Source organism: Flagellimonas zhangzhouensis (genome assembly GCF_900102925.1).
Classification (GTDB): domain Bacteria; phylum Bacteroidota; class Bacteroidia; order Flavobacteriales; family Flavobacteriaceae; genus Flagellimonas; species Flagellimonas zhangzhouensis.
This window is the reverse complement of sequence record NZ_FNKI01000001.1, coordinates 996,932-1,013,240: the sequence shown is the minus strand read 5'-3', so window position 1 is coordinate 1,013,240 and position 16,309 is coordinate 996,932. Positions and strand designations below refer to the sequence as shown.

Genomic DNA, 16,309 nt, shown 5'->3' with positions numbered 1-16,309 from the left:
TTTAAAAAAGGTCGTCGCTGGTTATACTTTGTGTTCTTTTGCTATAGTTAATGGATCTTTTTACGAAAAAGTCACCATGTTTTGTTCCAATAATTTCATCATCAAACCATTCGGTCTGATCTAATAGTTTTTGATCTACTTCGAATATTTTGTCGATACCAATGCTTTCCAATGAATTGTTGAATCTGTTTTTGATAAATTCGTTTACCAAATTCTTTGGTAAGAAATCCAATTCACCCTCCTCAAAAATCCAATCTACGATCAAGCTCTCCGCATCAAATGCCTTGGAACATAAATCCTGAATCATGGCTTTATATTGGTCATCGAACCATTCTGGATGTTCTTTCTTTATAATATTGATGATGTCAATTCCGAAATCTCCGTGAATCTGCTCTTCTTTGGATGTGGCCTCCACCACATTCGAAATTCCTTTCAGCACATTCTTATGCTTATTGAAAGCCATGATGATCAAGAACTGGCTGAACAGGGAAACATGCTCTATAAATAGGGAGAACAGCAAAATGGACTCTGCGTACTCTTTATTGTTCTCGCTTTTTGCATTTTTCAGGGCCGCCTCCAAGTACTGCACCCTTTTCATGATCACTGGTTTTTTCTTCAAGTTTTCGAACTCTTGGTTCAATCCAAGAATTTCCAAAAGGTGGGAATACGCATCGTGGTGGCGCACTTCACTTTCCGCAAATGTGGCCCCTACCGAACCGATTTCTGGCTTCGGCATACGATGGTAAATATCTCCCCAGAATGTTTTCACGGCTACCTCAATTTGAGAGATGGCCAACATGGTATTTTTAATCGCACTTCTTTCCACTTCGCTCAATCCAGATTTAAAATCTTGGATGTCGCTAGTAAAATTGAACTCCGTATGGATCCAATACGAGTGACGGATAGCTGGAACATATTCGTACAGTTGAGGGTACTCATAAGGCTTTAGGTTGATACGCTTTTCGAAAATATCCGACTCACGCATCTGAGCTCTTTTGTTCCTGTAAATAATGTAAGCTTTGGCAGCATCGTGGAACTCACTGTCCATAAGTTCGTTCTCCACAACATCCTGTACCTCTTCTACGGTAGGAACATAATGTTCATCTTTGCTTTTTCGCTCCAACAATGTCTTTTCAACGTTGTTGGCAATGGTCTGTGCATCATTAATCTGACCATGGTCCACAGCGGTCATGGCCTTTAAAATGGCATTCGTAATCTTGTGTAAGTCAAAAGTCTGTGTACTAAAATCCCTTTTAGTTATATGAGTAATGTGCATGAGAAAAATGGTTTGGAGTTGTACTAAATCGCTCGAATGTAAAATTCATATTTTCTTTACTTTGATTTTAGGTTTCGGCGATCAGGTTCTTAACACTTTTATCAACATTTATGTTGAGAAGCATTCCAAATAGATCCTAACAAACGTAAAATAAGGGCTCTGAAAAGATTCAGTAACGGCGCCACCCCAAGAACAATCCTTTCACAATTTTTTAACAATAATTGTTTAAAACTCAGATCAGCCCAGCAACCACAAAACCTCACCGCTATTGTGCCGAAAAATGTTAATTTTTGGAAATGGCTTTTTCCTTAAAATCCCGACAAAAGTTATCAACTAGATAAAGTTGATTTTAATATTATCAATGATTAGGAACATAAAAAAAGGCACCCAAATATTGAGTGCCTTTTTTATTTCAAAATATTCATTTAGTTATTAGTACCCCTCAGCCACTGCATCACCAGTTCGGGTATTATCAGCTGCACCTTCATAGGAACCGTCGGGTCGGACTAAAATCGCTTCAGTTCTCCCCAATTGTTCCGTAATGCGAATGGCATGCCCCATGGATTTCAATTTTTCAAGGGCAAGACTATCCAGCGCTCCATTTTCCACCACAATTTGATCGGGTAACCATTGCGAATGGTGCTTTTTGGCATCCACCGCTTCTTGCATTGTCATTCCATGATCAATTACATTTACGATGTTCTCATAGATCACATTTATAATGGTAGACCCACCAGGAGTACCCACCACCATATATAAATCCCCATTTTTTTCAATAATGGTCGGACTCATACTACTGAGCATTCGTTTTCCTGGGGCAATGGAGTTGGCCTCCCCACCAACCAAACCAAATATATTTGGGAAACCTGGTTTAAGACTAAAGTTGTTCATCTCATTATTCAAAAAGAAACCAGCATTGTCCACCAAAACCTTGCAACCAAAATACCCCACTAAAGTAGTGGTGATGGAAACAGCATTCCCCTCTTTATCGACAATGGAAAAATGGGTAGTTTCCAAACTTTCGATTTTTTCAACAGAACCTGCCTTAATTTCGTTGGACGGAGTTGCTTTATCCATTTGAATGGAACTGTTTCGGGAGGCAATGTATTCGTCATCCAACAACATATCAATTGGAACATCATAAAAATCCATATCACCCATATGTTCCGCTCTATCCGCATAGGCCCTACGTTGCAATTCAGTCATTACATGCACAGTTTCCACTGAATTATGACCCATTTTCTCAAAATCATAGGCATCCGAACCTTTGAGTTGCTGTACAATTATAATTCCCCCACTTGACGATGGCGGCATGGAAACAATATTAAAAGAGTCACGGTAAATTCCCTCAATGGGTTCTCGCCAAACGGATTTATAGTTTTTAAGGTCTTCTTTGGTAATAATCCCATCGCCAGATTGCATTTCATCTACAATATATTGGGCTGTCTCTCCCTCATAAAAACCTGCGCGCCCGTTATCCCGAATTCGCTCCAAGGTTTTGGCCAAATCTTTTTGAATCAAGGAATCCCCCTCAACCCAAAGGGAGTCTTTTAAGAAAATCATGGTGGAGTCATTCACCGCTCGAAACTGTTCTTGAGCATTATTAAAAGTGGAAGCATCATAATCGGTTACTGCAAATCCATGTTTTGCAAAATCAATCGCTGGTTGAATCAACTCGGTAAAAGTGAGTCCTCCAAATTTTTTATGAATTTGCTCCATGCCATCAACGGTTCCAGGAATACAAGCTGCCAAATGCCCTAAAAGTGCTTTTTGCCTGAGCACAGAATCCGTTTCAAATTCAATAAACATATCACGACTAGCAGCAGCGGGGGCAGTTTCTCGAAAATCCAATGCTCCTTTTTCGCCATCCGAAGTCCTGTAGACCATATAACCTCCACCTCCAATGTTTCCAGCCTTGGGTAACACAACTGCGAGAGCATATTGCACAGCCACGGCTGCATCAAAGGCATTACCTCCATTCTTTAACACTTCCAATCCGACTTTAGTTGCCAAAGGATGGGCAGTGACTACCATTCCATTGGCACCAACAACGCCTTCGTTGTTCTGTCGCTCCAACTTTACAGTCTTTTGGCTTGTTTCTTTGGATTCTTCACATTGGAAGCAAGTGATTGCCCCAATCAATAAGAGCAGGATTTTGAGATTTTTCATTAATTAAGGAGGTTGGTTTATAAAAAACACTGTTCCTATCAAAAACAGTATAATTCACCTTGAAGTTAAGGATAAAATCGTCCCAACGATAGAAGTTAAAATCGCTTTATGTAATTACTAATACTCCCGTAAAATATTATTGAAAATGCAATAAAGTTGAAGATGCGCCAATAAAAAAAGGATCGTAATGCTATCACGATCCTTTTTGGTTGTACCTTGGGTGGGAATCGAACCCACACTCCCGAAAGAACTGGATTTTGAATCCAGCGCGTCTACCAATTCCGCCACCAAGGCAAATGGTCATTTTTTCAAATGCGAGTGCAAAGCTAAACAATATTTTTTATTTCTCAACAAAAAATACTTCCATTTATACTTTAGCAACCCGAATTAATTTTTAAATTTGCACCTCTTTACAAAATAGCAGTTTAAAAAGCTAGTTAACAAGAGTTTGTAATGGCATATCAAGTTCCCGAACCTAAAATTTTTGCCTGCACCCAAAGTACTGAACTGGGTGAGAAGATTGCTGCATCCTACGGTGCGGAATTGGGTAAGATCCAATTCTCCAGATATAGCGACGGTGAATTTCAGCCTTCGTTCGAGGAATCTATTCGTGGAGCGCGAATTTTTATCATTGGATCTACCAATCCAAGCTCGGAAAACTTGATGGAAATGTTGTTGATGTTGGATGCTGCTAAAAGAGCTTCGGCCAGACACATTACTGCTGTTATGCCCTACTTTGGTTGGGCCAGACAAGACCGTAAAGACAAGCCTAGAGTTCCGATTGCTGCCAAATTGATAGCAAAGATGTTGGAAACCGCTGGTGCAACTCGAATCATAACCATGGATCTGCACGCAGACCAAATCCAAGGCTTTTTTGAAAAACCCGTGGATCATCTGTTTGCTTCCACCATGTTCTTACCTTATTTAAAAGGATTGAACTTGGACAATCTTTGTATTGCATCTCCTGACATGGGAGGTTCCAAAAGAGCCTATGCCTACTCCAAAGCTTTGGAGTGCGATGTGGTTATTTGTTACAAGCAAAGAGCCAAGGCCAATGTAATTTCTCATATGGAATTGATTGGTGATGTTCAAGGAAAGAATGTGGTTTTGGTGGATGACATGGTGGATACTGCTGGAACGCTTACCAAAGCTGCCGACCTTATGATGGAACGTGGTGCGCAAAGCGTAAGAGCGGTAACAACTCACGGATTGCTTTCGGGCAATGCGTATGAGCGTATTGAAAAATCACAGTTGACGGAGTTGATTGTAACCGATTCAATTCCCGTTGATCATACGCAACGAAAATTAAAGGTATTGTCTTGTGCCGACCTATTTGCAGATGTAATGCACAGGGTTCACCACAACACCTCAATATCTTCCAAATTTCTAATGTAAATTAATTTAATATATAATAATGAAGTCAATTACAATCAAAGGATCCCAAAGAGAAAGCGTGGGCAAGGTTTCTACCAAAGCCTTACGTAATGCTGGAAAGGTCCCTTGCGTACTGTACGGAGGGGATAAACCAATGCACTTTTCAGCTGAAGAATTATCATTCAAAGACTTAGTGTACACTCCAAATGCGTATACTGCAGTAATTGAATTGGAAAGTGGCGAAAAATTTGACGCCGTATTGCAAGACATCCAATTTCACCCTGTAACTGATAAAATCCTTCACGTGGATTTCTACCAGTTGTTCGAGGACAAACCTATCACAATGAACATTCCTGTTCGTTTGGAAGGAAACTCTCCAGGGGTAAGAAATGGTGGTCGTTTGCTTTTCAGAAAACGCAAATTGGCTATCAAGGCTTTGCCAAACTTGCTTCCAGATTTCATTACAGTTGATATCTCCAAACTAAGAATTGGTGGTACTATCGCTGTTGAAACTATCCTAAATGATGATTACACTATCCTTCACCCTGACAGTACTGCAATTGTACAGGTGAAAGCTTCTAGAACTTCTGTTGCCGGTGCAGATGACGAAGAAGACGAAGAAGCAGAAGGTGGTGAAGCAGCAGAGGGAGCAGAAGCTTCTGAAGCAGCGGAATAGCCCAACGCATAAGTATAAAAGCATCCCTATTTTTGCTACGGTGAAAATTTGGGATGCTTTTGTATTTTTAGGAAACTCAAATTCTAAATGCTCCACATTTTAAAAACCCTTTTTGGTAAACCAAAACAACTACTAGACGAATCTGACCCCATGAAAAAATTTTTAATTGTTGGCCTAGGTAATATCGGTTCCGATTACAACGAAACCCGTCACAACATCGGTTTTAAAGTATTGGATTTTTTGGCCGAACAAGAAAGTTTTGTTTTTGAAAGCGCCAAATTGGGATCCGTTGCCACTTTTAAACACAAAGGAAAAAGTGTGGTGTGCCTAAAACCATCCACTTACATGAATTTAAGCGGAAAAGCGGTGAAGTATTGGATGGAAAAAGAAAATATTGGTCTGGACAATGTATTGATCATTACCGACGATATTAATTTACCATTTGGCACATTACGCGTTAAAACCAAAGGCAGCGATGGCGGACACAATGGGCTAAAAGACATTCAGAATACGTTACAGACTTCCCAATACAACCGTTTTAGATTTGGTGTTGGTTCAGATTTTGGTCAGGGCAAACAAGTTGATTATGTTTTGGGCAAATGGGGTGAAGAAGAACAAAAATCCATGCCTGAACGGTTAAAAAAGTCTACGGACATTATCCGTTCATTCATTTTTGCTGGTGTAAAAAACACCATGAATCAATACAACGGCAAATAAATTAGAACACCTTAAAATCGAATACACCCGAATCGGAGGTATTACCTTCCAAATCGGTGGTCACCACTTTCCAATAATAAACTACCCCAGAGGTGACACCAACTGACATTTGCATAGTTGATGCATCAGTTGTACCCAAGGTAGTTGTTGGCGGATTGGTTTCGGAGAAAAATACTTGGAAGGTATCAATATCGTTATCCACATCAGCTCCATCCCATTCCAAAGTGACCTCATTAGCGATATCCATAATTACTGTTTCACCCGACTCAGGAGATACCAATTGTGCAGGAAATGGTGCATAGGTGGTTTCTGAGCCCGCATTGTAAAATAACCATGTTTCACTAACTGCGGATTCGTCCGAATCTGAATTGAAAGACATGACCGTCCAAGCGAAAGGAGCTCCTTTTGCAATAGAAAGACTAGCAGAAGTAGCCGTAGTGGTTAAGTTTTGAGGAGAGTTGGTCTCTAGATTCACCACATTTAGAGCATATCGCTCAGCATGATTGGCGGCACCCCATCGAAAGGTGACTTGACTCAAAGTTTCACTAAGGCTCGTCCCTGTGGTGCACTCAGAGTTTTCTTCGGGAAAAATCAAGTTGGTAGCTTCTGGAGCTGGCGGCGTATCGTCCCCTCCACAAGAAACCAAGAATGCAAGAAACAATATGCCAACAATATTCTTCATCATTCCTTTATGAATTTAAACGTTTCCCTGAGTCCTTCTTTATTTATTCGCATGTAATAGATTCCTTTGGATAATCCCGATAAGTCCAATTCTAGATCATTACCATTCACCCTTCTGTTTTCTATTTTGACCAATCTTCCGTTCGCGGTAAAAATCTCGATACCAACCAGCCCTTCAAATCTACCCAAATAAACTTCCGTGGTTGTATATACAGGGTTGGGACTTAAAATAGGTTTTGAGGAATAAAACAAGGTTTTCTCTACCACCCCTTGACACGGAATATTGGAATATACCCTTAGGGTATTTGCTCCTTCTTTTAATGGCAGGGTGAGATTTGAACCGCTTGTTTGCGTCACCACACCGTTCAACTCAACATTGTAAAGAGAGGCACCGCTCATTTCCAGATTTACCGAACTAGCATCCAGCAGGGCTGCGACATCCAATACATCAGGTTGGGTGATTATTGCTGTAAAGCACACTTCTTCGTAAGTAATAACCCCATTTGTTCCTGTTATGCATACCGAATATTCACCTGCATTCAAGCTGCCAATAACCAAAGAATCTGTAAAATCCAAAGCTGTTGATGTATCTCCATTCAAAACAGCTGTGTAGGTTATCGCTGTATCGAAAGGTGTGATGGTAATTGACCCATTATCTCTGGTTCTACAGGTTTCACTTTCAATTTCCAACTCAAAATTGTCCGTAGCGAAACGATAAATAGCGCAACCGTTTGTATCTACCTCAACACCTTTTGGTGTTCCCAAGCATAGGTCATCACCATCATCAAAAACACCATCTTCATCCTCATCAGGCCTATAATTGCCTTCCACGCAAATTTCCAAAGAAAAACCTATTAACGCTCCTCCATCACTCGCAGCTGTATCTTCAATGCGCAGCACCCATTCCCCTAAAATCGACTCTCCCTTTAAGGAAGCCAACGATCCCAATGGACTCACAATACCTGAAATGGCGGGATTATCGGAACAAGTCAAAGGGTCACCTTCGTCATCAAAAACTGCGTTAATATTGTTCAAACTTCCGCAAGTATTCGAAATTAAAGTAACCTCTGTGCTTTGAGGAGAGATTAAAGTAATGATCAAATCCTCGAGATAAGTGTGATCCAATTCCAAACTCACATTGACATCGGAAATGGGCAAATCCTCCAAAAACACCACAGAAGTTGACACCGTTGGGGTTCCCGTTGATGAAATAGTTAGCGGTAAATCGCCTGGTTCCATACTTTTACAATCCACCTGTGTGGTTGTAAAACTAAACGGAGCACTAAAGGTTCCTGTTCCGCATCCATTGTTGGGCCTGACCCTCCAATAATATTCAATTTGGGCATCTAAGCCCGTAATTTTATAAGTGGCAAACGGGATATTGGCCGATTCCAATATATTGGCAAACCCTAAATCGGTAGCTATTTCCACATCATAATTGCTGTACAATGGGTTTGCCTCCCAAGTTAAATCAGCATCCAATGAAACACCTCCTTCCGCATTGGCAGGTGATACCAAAACCACATCAGAAAAAGTTCCATCCTGCACCGTGAGGGATAAATCTATACTCTTGGCAACAGACGCAGAGGTGGCGGTCACAGTAACGTCATACACTCCAGGTGCAACACCAATCGTGTTAGACAAAGTAAAATCTACCGCCGTGTTATTGTCGGTTGCATTTGTTGGTGAAAAAGTAACAGTTATTCCTGTAGGAACCGTGGCTGAAAAAGTCGCATTTTCATTAAATCCAGCATAAGTTTCATATACAAACGGAATCACTAAATCATCTGGCTGGCAAACTTCATAGGAAAGCGCATCAAAGTTCAGCACAATTTCAGATTCTTCAATAGTGAAATTGGCACTGTTCACTGCAAAGAAAATATTGTCACTGGCTTTCACCATAAATCGACCATTGACAGTTGCATCACCAGGCAACAAAACCTCTTGCGAACCATCATTAGGTGTGTTTTCCAATAAAGAAATAGGAAAAGTCAATCCCCCATCCAACGATAAAAATATATCAACAGTTTCCGCATGAATTGGAGCCACATTGGTATTAGCCACATCCCATGTGATTTCCTGAACACTTCCACCTTGGTATACTTCTATTTCACTTTGCGAAGTGACCGTAAAGGGCCCAGCCGCTTTGATCACATTTACATCCAAAACATCAGATGTCACTTGTCCTCCTCCAGCAGCATTATCACGAACTGTAAAGGCAAAACTAAGATTCCGTTCTACTTCCGAAACGGTCTCCCAAGCGTCTCCAATGGTTGGGTCGGTTTGGGTGAGGTTGCCCTGTGCCACTTCAGACAATTTTGGAAAATAGCGAACAGGATCAGTAGTTGGCGGTAATGATCTGAAATTGGCCCCGCTTGGGTTTGTGGGTCCAAAAGTGGTGTTGGTCACCAAACCATCATTTATTTGTTCCCAAGTATAGGTCAGCACATCTCCCACATCAGGGTCAGTTGCAATTCCCTCTAATATAAAGGCAGTTCCTTTTGGAATGATAAAATCATCAACAGGAGTCAAAACTGGAGGTGAATTTGTCAATGCGGTTGTTTCCGCACAGGAAGTTGTAGCTAAGTATTCCGAAATCTGTAAAATGCTATAAAAATGAAAATAATCATCGCCACTGCTGGCTACATTATTGGCCCCAACAATGCCCGCGTAACCCATAATGGTGCTTCCACTTGCTGGTTCGGCCTGCACCCCTGTTCCTTCGGACTCAAATGACCAGGTATGATTGGCCCCAAATTGATGCCCTATTTCATGTGCCACATAATCCAAATCGAACACATCCCCTTGTGGGTTAAAGGCTGCTGAAAATCCACTTCCCTTACTATTGTCCACACAAACAGCACCAATGAATCCTGCATTACCATTATCCTGTCCTTGTCCCACTTTATGAAAAAGATGCCCCACATCGTAATTGGCCTCCCCAATAATTGAAGTAATAGTTGATTGCACCTGAGCATTCAAACTATCATCATAAGGATCAAGATCGGGATCCGTGAAAACAATAAGGTCATTATTGGCAATGAGCTCCAAAGTAACGCCCAAATCCGTTTCAAAAACTTCGTTTACCCGTGTGATGGTCGCATTGATACCCGCCAAGGCATCTTCAACCGTTCCTCCGAGTTCTTGGGTGTACTCCCCAGTGGCCGAAATTGCGATTCTATACTTTCGCAATAATTGATCATTAACTAAAGGAGCAATGGTCTTGGAAGTGGTGCCCGAAGATTTATTTAAAGTACCATATAAATCCTTGCTCGTTTTACATATAAAATTGATTTCATCAGTAAGTCCTGCATCATTTTCATAGATTACATAAACATTATCCTTGTTCGAAACAGGCTCCATAAATACTTGCTTCTGGCTCTTTAAATCGACCACCATACTTTGCAAGCCTTTGTGGGAACTGCTCAGTTTTATTCGATATTGACCGTTGTCACTTGTACCTGTGTACGATTTAATATTGGGGTATTTTTTTGCTAAATCAGGGTGAAGCACAGAGGTTTCCACCAATTGAAAAGGCACTATTTCACCATTGGTATCGGGGAGATAAATGGTCTTGGTTTGTCCTTTTAAAGTTGAAGAAGATGCTAACTGCGATTTGAAGCTGGTTCTGTCCAGTTCTAGCAACTTTTTAGCCGCATCCATGTCCTTCAAGGAAGCACTTTTTAAACCAGATTCTTTGGGTATAGATTTCCAATAACCCTGCTGACTATAAATACAAAAGCTAGTAAAAAATATTGCTATTGATAAAACAAGGTGTAATTTAGCTTTCATACAAAGTTGAGGCATAGTACAAATTCAAATGTAAGCCTTTTTTATTTCTTGAACCTTTGGAAACAATCCAGAACATTTCTCAATATAAAGATTTTAACCACCACACGGTAATTACCATTGGCACCTTTGATGGGGTACATTTGGGACACCGTAAAATACTGGAACGCCTCATAAATAGTGCCAAAAAAAGTGGGCTTAAATCTACAGTACTCACTTTTTTCCCTCATCCACGCATGGTGCTGCAAAAAGATGTGGATATTAAACTGCTGAACACCATTGAAGAGAAAAAACAGATTTTGGAGACCCTAGGGCTCGATTATTTGATCATTCACCCCTTTACCAAAGAGTTCTCTAGGCTTTCTGCAACCGATTTTGTCCGTGATTTATTGGTAAATGGACTCAAGGCAAAAAAAATAATCATCGGGTATGATCATCGTTTTGGGAGAAACAGAAATGCCAATATCCAAGATTTGATTGCCTTTGGAAATGCCCTCGATTTTGAAGTGGAGGAAATTCCAGCCCAGGAAATCGATGATGTTTCTGTGAGCTCAACCAAAATTAGAAATGCCCTTTTGGAAGGTGATGTGGAAACAGCAAACAACTACCTGAGTTATGCCTACACCCTATCTGGAACCATAAAAAAAGGTAAAGGATTGGGCAAGGAATTTGGATTCCCAACGGCCAACCTTCACATACCAGAATCTTATAAGCTTATCCCTAAAACTGGTGCTTATGTTGTTCGAAGCAACATTGAAGGCAAGTCATTTTATGGGATGATGAACATTGGCTTTAATCCAACAGTCGATGGCACCGAAAAAAGCATCGAAGTCAATTTTTTTGATTTTGATGGAGATCTTTACGATAAAAAACTACAAGTAGAAATTCTGCACCGAATTCGCGACGAGCACAAATTCAATTCCATTGATGAGTTGAAAGCACAATTGAAAAAAGACAAAGCCTTTTCGTTGGATCTAATTTCCAAGTAAATGTTCGACCAATTTCTTTTTAAGAAAATTGACAATGCCCAATTAGTGGTGTTTCGAGTATTTTATGGATTGTTGGTCAGTGCAGAATGCTACGGAGCAATCTTTACGGGTTGGGTTCGACGCACTTTGGTAGAACCCCAATTCACTTTTTCATTTATTGGTTTTGAATGGTTACAGCCTTTACCTGGTCATGGCATGTATATCTATTTTACTTTGATGGGTACTTTGGGTCTTTTAATTGCCTTAGGCTATAAATATCGATTTAGCGCCTTCGCATTTGCGCTTTTGTGGACGGGGGTGTATTTAATGCAAAAAACATCATACAACAACCACTATTATTTATTGATGTTATTGGCCTACATCATGGCCTTTTTACCTGCACACAAAGATGCTTCGTTGGATGCCAAACTCAACCCCAAAATAAGATCACATAGCATGTTCAATTGGGTTCGCTGGGTGATTATTTTACAATTATTCATTGTCTATACATACGCATCAATTGCAAAACTTTATGGTGATTGGCTGGATTTCAGCATTATTGAAATATTGATGCAATCCAAAAAAGAGTTTTGGCTCATAGGGGATTTTCTGCAATTGAAATGGGTTCATAAAATTGTGGCATTTTTCGGAATTTTATTCGACCTTTTAATTGTTCCCGCTTTACTTTGGAAACGCACTCGGAAAGCTGCTTTTGTTCTAGCTATCTTCTTCCATTTGTTCAACAGCATTGTTTTTCAAATTGGGATATTCCCGTATTTATCATTGGCCTTTATTGTCTTCTTTTTTGAACCGCAGACCATTCGAAATCTATTTCTAAAAACGAAAAACATAACACTGGATTCTTCGGTTTCCATTCCTAAAACAAAAGGGTTGATTTTATCCGTTTTGAGCATCTATTTTATCATTCAATTGGTGTTGCCCATCCGACACCACTTTTTTCAGGATGATGTGCTATGGACCGAAGAGGGACATCGGATGAGTTGGCGGATGATGCTTCGAACCAGAACGGGTAATATTCAGTATCGCATCGTGAACACATCAAATGGAGTAACTACGCATATTGACTTGGACGATTATCTCACCTCAAAACAAAAAAGTCGGGTAGCCTGTTATCCCGATTTCGCATGGCAATTTGCCCAGCATCTTAAAAAAGAATACGCAAAAAATGGGGAAGACATTCAAGTGTTCGTAAAAAACAAAGTGAAAGTCAATAATGGAATCTATGCCGAATTTATCGATCCAGAAACCGACTTGGCCAGTGTTCCATGGAAACATTTTGCACATAACGAATGGATTCTGCCCTCCCCGACCGAATAATTGTTGGGCACTTCTTCAGATTCAATTAAATTTGCGGCTCAAAACAGGGCTATGCTTCAATTACATACCATTCGAGAAAATAAGGAAAGTATTATCACCGCTTTAAAAAAGCGCAACATCGATGCAGCACCGATGCTATCTACAGTTTTGGAACTGGACGAAAAAAGACGTTCCATCCAAACCGAATTGGACAGTACCTTGGCTGAATCGAACAAACTTTCCAAAGAAATTGGTATCCTTTTCAAATCTGGAAAGGCACAAGAAGCCAACGAAATGAAAGAAAAGACCGCTGGTTTAAAAGAGACTTCCAAACAATTGGGAGACGAATTAAACGAAGTGGCTTCAGCTTTGCAGGATGCCTTGTACCTTATCCCAAATATTCCACATGAATCCGTTCCTGCTGGAAATTCCGATGAGGACAACGAAGAAATTTATAAAGAGGGTGATGTTCCCACGCTATTTGAGGGTGCATTGCCACACTGGGAATTGGCTAAAAAATATGACATCATCGACTTTGAGTTGGGTGTAAAAATCACTGGAGCAGGTTTTCCCGTGTACAAAGGCAAAGGTGCACGTTTACAACGCGCCTTGATTTCCTATTTCTTGGATAAAAATACTGAAGCTGGTTATACCGAAATGCAAGTACCTCACATGGTAAACGAAGCATCAGGGTATGGCACAGGGCAGTTGCCCGACAAAGAAGGGCAAATGTACCACGTACAGGCCGATGACCTTTATTTAATCCCAACTGCGGAAGTTCCCGTGACCAACTTGCACCGAGGCGATATTTTGGCAGAAGGAGATTTACCCATTAAATATACGGGCTACACCCCTTGTTTTAGAAGGGAAGCAGGTAGTTACGGTGCACATGTTCGCGGCCTCAACCGTTTGCACCAATTTGATAAAGTAGAGGTTGTACGCGTGGAGCACCCAAACAATTCATACCAAGCATTGGATGAAATGGTGGAGCATGTGAAAAACATTCTTCGCGAATTGAAATTGCCTTATCGCATTCTTCGCCTTTGTGGAGGGGATTTAGGTTTTACTTCTGCCCTCACCTACGATTTTGAAGTGTTCTCCACCGCTCAAGACCGTTGGTTGGAAATCAGTTCCGTGTCCAATTTTGAAACCTTTCAGGCCAACCGCCTAAAATTGCGTTACAAAGATGAAAACGGAAAAACCCAATTGGCCCACACCTTGAATGGAAGTTCACTGGCATTGCCAAGGGTGTTGGCTGGAATTTTGGAAAATTACCAGACCGAGGACGGCATTAAAATTCCAGAAGTTTTGGTTCCCTACTGCGGTTTCGACACCATTGACTAGGTTATTCAGAACTTAATTTGGATTCACTTAACAGAATCCCAAGCATTTCTACGTTATATTTGAAATAAAACACGCATTTGCGCCATTTTTTATTTCTCATATCAATCTGCCTACTTTCATTTTCGGCCATGGCCCAAGAAGATTTCTTGGCCAAACGCTACTTAAATGATGGTGACTACAAAAAGGCAGTGGTGTTCTACGAAAAATTGGTCGAAGCCCATCCCAGAAGAACCGATTACTCCGAAGGATTGGTGGCTTGCTATCAACAATTGGAACGTTTTGAGGATGCTGAAAGCTTTTTATTGGAAAAAGTGCAGGACGAATATGCTTTCCCAACTTTTTATATTGAATTAGGCTATAACTACACCCTGCAAAATCAACCAGAAAAAGCAACCGAGTTTTATGATAAGGCCGTTGAAAAAATCGACACCAACCCCAATTTTGGATACAGTGTCGGATATCGGTTTCAGAAATATGCGTTGTTGGATTATTCCATTAAGGCCTATACGCGAGCGATGGAACTTAAACCTGAATTGAACTACGACTTTCAGCTCGCAAGGATATATGGGGAACAAGGCAACATTGAAAAAATGTACCAATCCTATCTCAAGCTTATTTGGGAGGGAAAAACATCCCGCTCCAATGTGCTTCGGAATATCGATGATTTTATCTCCGAAGACCCTGAAAACGAAAACAATATCCTCCTTAGAAAGGTATTGCTCACCAACGCTCAGAAAAACCCAGATTTACTTTGGAACGAACTCTTGAGCTGGTTATTTGTACAGCAAAAACAATACAATAGTGCTTTCAGTCAAGAAAAAGCCATTTATAAGCGAGCCGATGGTAATAATGTAGATCGATTGGAGAGTTTGGGAGAAATTGCATTGGAAGAAAAAGACCTAGAAAGTGCCACAGACATTTTCCAATACATTGTGGACAACAATGAAGATCCCAGAATCAAGTTGAATGCGCAATTACAGCTCATTGATATTGAATTGGAGCAACCCACGGAAAAATCATTGGAGACGGTAGAAAAACAATTCGAAAAATTGGTGGAAACTTACGGGAACCAAAGCACGACCCTACAATTGCAAATTGCTTACGCCAATTTTCTCACCTTTAAAAGAGATACCCCTGATCCCGCAATTACCATGCTCAAAGAAAGTTTGGAACTTCCTATGGGCAGAATGACCATGGCCTACGTAAAATTGGCCCTAGGCGATATCTTGGTGTACGATCAGCGTTTCAATGAAGCGCTAATCCTGTTTACCCAAGTTCAAAAAAGCTTAAAAAATGATGTTCTAGGTCAAGATGCACGCTTTAAAGTAGCCCAAACTAGCTTTTATAAAGGAGATTTTGATTGGGCTTTGACCCAGTTAAAAGTGCTTCGAGGTTCAACATCGCAATTAATCGCCAACGATGCCATGCAATTGAGTTTATTGATTTCAGACAACTCCTTGGAAGATTCCACTCAAACCGCATTAAAAAAATACGCACGAGCCGATTTGCTGGCCTATCAAAATAAAGATAAAGAAGCCATAGCTTCCTTGGAAGACATCTTGGAAAACCACAAAGGGGAAAAGATAGAAGACGAAGCTTTGCTTAAGCAAGCAGAACTTTTGGTGGAGCAAAAAGATTACGAAAGTGCCGAATTCAACTATTTAAAAATCGTGGAGTTTTATTCCGATGGAATTTTGGCCGATGATGCACACTTTGCCCTCGGGGAACTCTATACAAACATTTTAAACGAACCTGAAAAAGCCAAGAGTCATTACGAGAAAATTATTTACAACTATCAAGACAGTTATTATTTTCCCCAAGCTCGACTTAATTTTAGAAGGCTTCGCGGAGATGCCATCAATTAAACCTCTCCTGTAATTCCTGCAAAAGCAGGAATCCACTCTCCTACTCTTTTATTAGATTGGCAATTGCAATGCTCCATTTTCTAAATGCCTTGCAAATCCTATTGAGTTCGCAAAAAATACCCTAATTTTCGCC

Annotated in this window: 11 protein-coding genes and 1 tRNA gene; 7 read left to right on the top strand and 5 right to left on the bottom strand. The window is 40.5% G+C overall.

Translation table 11 applies throughout. The features are described from left to right. Window position 1: 1 nt before the first annotated feature. From BLQ18_RS04460 to BLQ18_RS04450, 3 genes are all read right to left on the bottom strand, one after another. A complete protein-coding gene (locus BLQ18_RS04460; RefSeq protein WP_090293094.1) occupies window positions 2-1,276 on the bottom strand; it encodes a ribonucleotide-diphosphate reductase subunit beta in 1,275 nt (424 codons plus the stop codon). Between the two features lie 432 nt (window positions 1,277-1,708). Beyond that, window positions 1,709-3,445 carry a gamma-glutamyltransferase gene (gene ggt / locus BLQ18_RS04455; protein ID WP_217630558.1) on the bottom strand — a complete coding sequence of 579 codons (1,737 nt, stop codon included), beginning with the start codon at window positions 3,443-3,445 and terminating at the stop codon, window positions 1,709-1,711. A 212-nt stretch (window positions 3,446-3,657) separates the two neighbouring features. Beyond that, window positions 3,658-3,739: transfer RNA gene (locus BLQ18_RS04450), tRNA-Leu, on the bottom strand. 159 nt (window positions 3,740-3,898) lie between these two features. Here BLQ18_RS04450 and BLQ18_RS04445 point away from each other — a divergent pair. The 3 genes from BLQ18_RS04445 (at window position 3,899) to pth (ending at window position 6,212) form a co-directional block, all read left to right on the top strand. Next, window positions 3,899-4,840 (top strand): ribose-phosphate pyrophosphokinase, encoded by a 942-nt coding sequence (locus BLQ18_RS04445; protein ID WP_090293092.1) that lies wholly within the window; start codon window positions 3,899-3,901, stop codon window positions 4,838-4,840. Between the two features lie 19 nt (window positions 4,841-4,859). Then, window positions 4,860-5,495: a 50S ribosomal protein L25/general stress protein Ctc gene (locus BLQ18_RS04440; RefSeq protein ID WP_090293090.1), complete on the top strand. Its 636-nt coding sequence runs from the start codon at window positions 4,860-4,862 to the stop codon at window positions 5,493-5,495. Between the two features lie 87 nt (window positions 5,496-5,582). Then, entirely contained in the window at window positions 5,583-6,212 is a 630-nt protein-coding gene (pth, locus tag BLQ18_RS04435) for an aminoacyl-tRNA hydrolase (protein WP_090293088.1), read from the top strand. A 1-nt stretch (window position 6,213) separates the two neighbouring features. Here the strand turns inward: pth and BLQ18_RS04430 are convergent, their stop codons facing one another. Next, on the bottom strand, window positions 6,214-6,897 hold the full coding sequence (locus BLQ18_RS04430) for a hypothetical protein (protein ID WP_090293085.1): 684 nt from the start codon (window positions 6,895-6,897) through the stop codon (window positions 6,214-6,216). Then, window positions 6,894-10,556, bottom strand: a complete 3,663-nt coding sequence (locus BLQ18_RS04425; RefSeq protein ID WP_245668079.1) for a reprolysin-like metallopeptidase — start codon at window positions 10,554-10,556, stop codon at window positions 6,894-6,896. Before BLQ18_RS04425 ends, BLQ18_RS04430 begins: the two co-directional genes overlap by 4 nt. Window positions 10,557-10,741: 185 nt before the next feature. On the opposite strand from BLQ18_RS04425, the gene BLQ18_RS04420 reads away from it, so the two are divergent. The 4 genes from BLQ18_RS04420 (at window position 10,742) to BLQ18_RS04405 (ending at window position 16,176) form a co-directional block, all read left to right on the top strand. Then, a complete protein-coding gene (locus BLQ18_RS04420; RefSeq protein ID WP_090293081.1) occupies window positions 10,742-11,671 on the top strand; it encodes a bifunctional riboflavin kinase/FAD synthetase in 930 nt (309 codons plus the stop codon). Next, window positions 11,672-12,988: an HTTM domain-containing protein gene (locus BLQ18_RS04415; protein WP_090293078.1), complete on the top strand. Its 1,317-nt coding sequence runs from the start codon at window positions 11,672-11,674 to the stop codon at window positions 12,986-12,988. Between the two features lie 51 nt (window positions 12,989-13,039). After that, window positions 13,040-14,311 (top strand): serine--tRNA ligase, encoded by a 1,272-nt coding sequence (serS, locus tag BLQ18_RS04410; protein ID WP_090293668.1) that lies wholly within the window; start codon window positions 13,040-13,042, stop codon window positions 14,309-14,311. A 128-nt stretch (window positions 14,312-14,439) separates the two neighbouring features. Then, complete coding sequence (locus BLQ18_RS04405; protein ID WP_090293076.1) at window positions 14,440-16,176, top strand: tetratricopeptide repeat protein; 1,737 nt, start codon at window positions 14,440-14,442, stop codon at window positions 16,174-16,176. The last annotated feature ends 133 nt before the right edge of the window (window positions 16,177-16,309 follow it).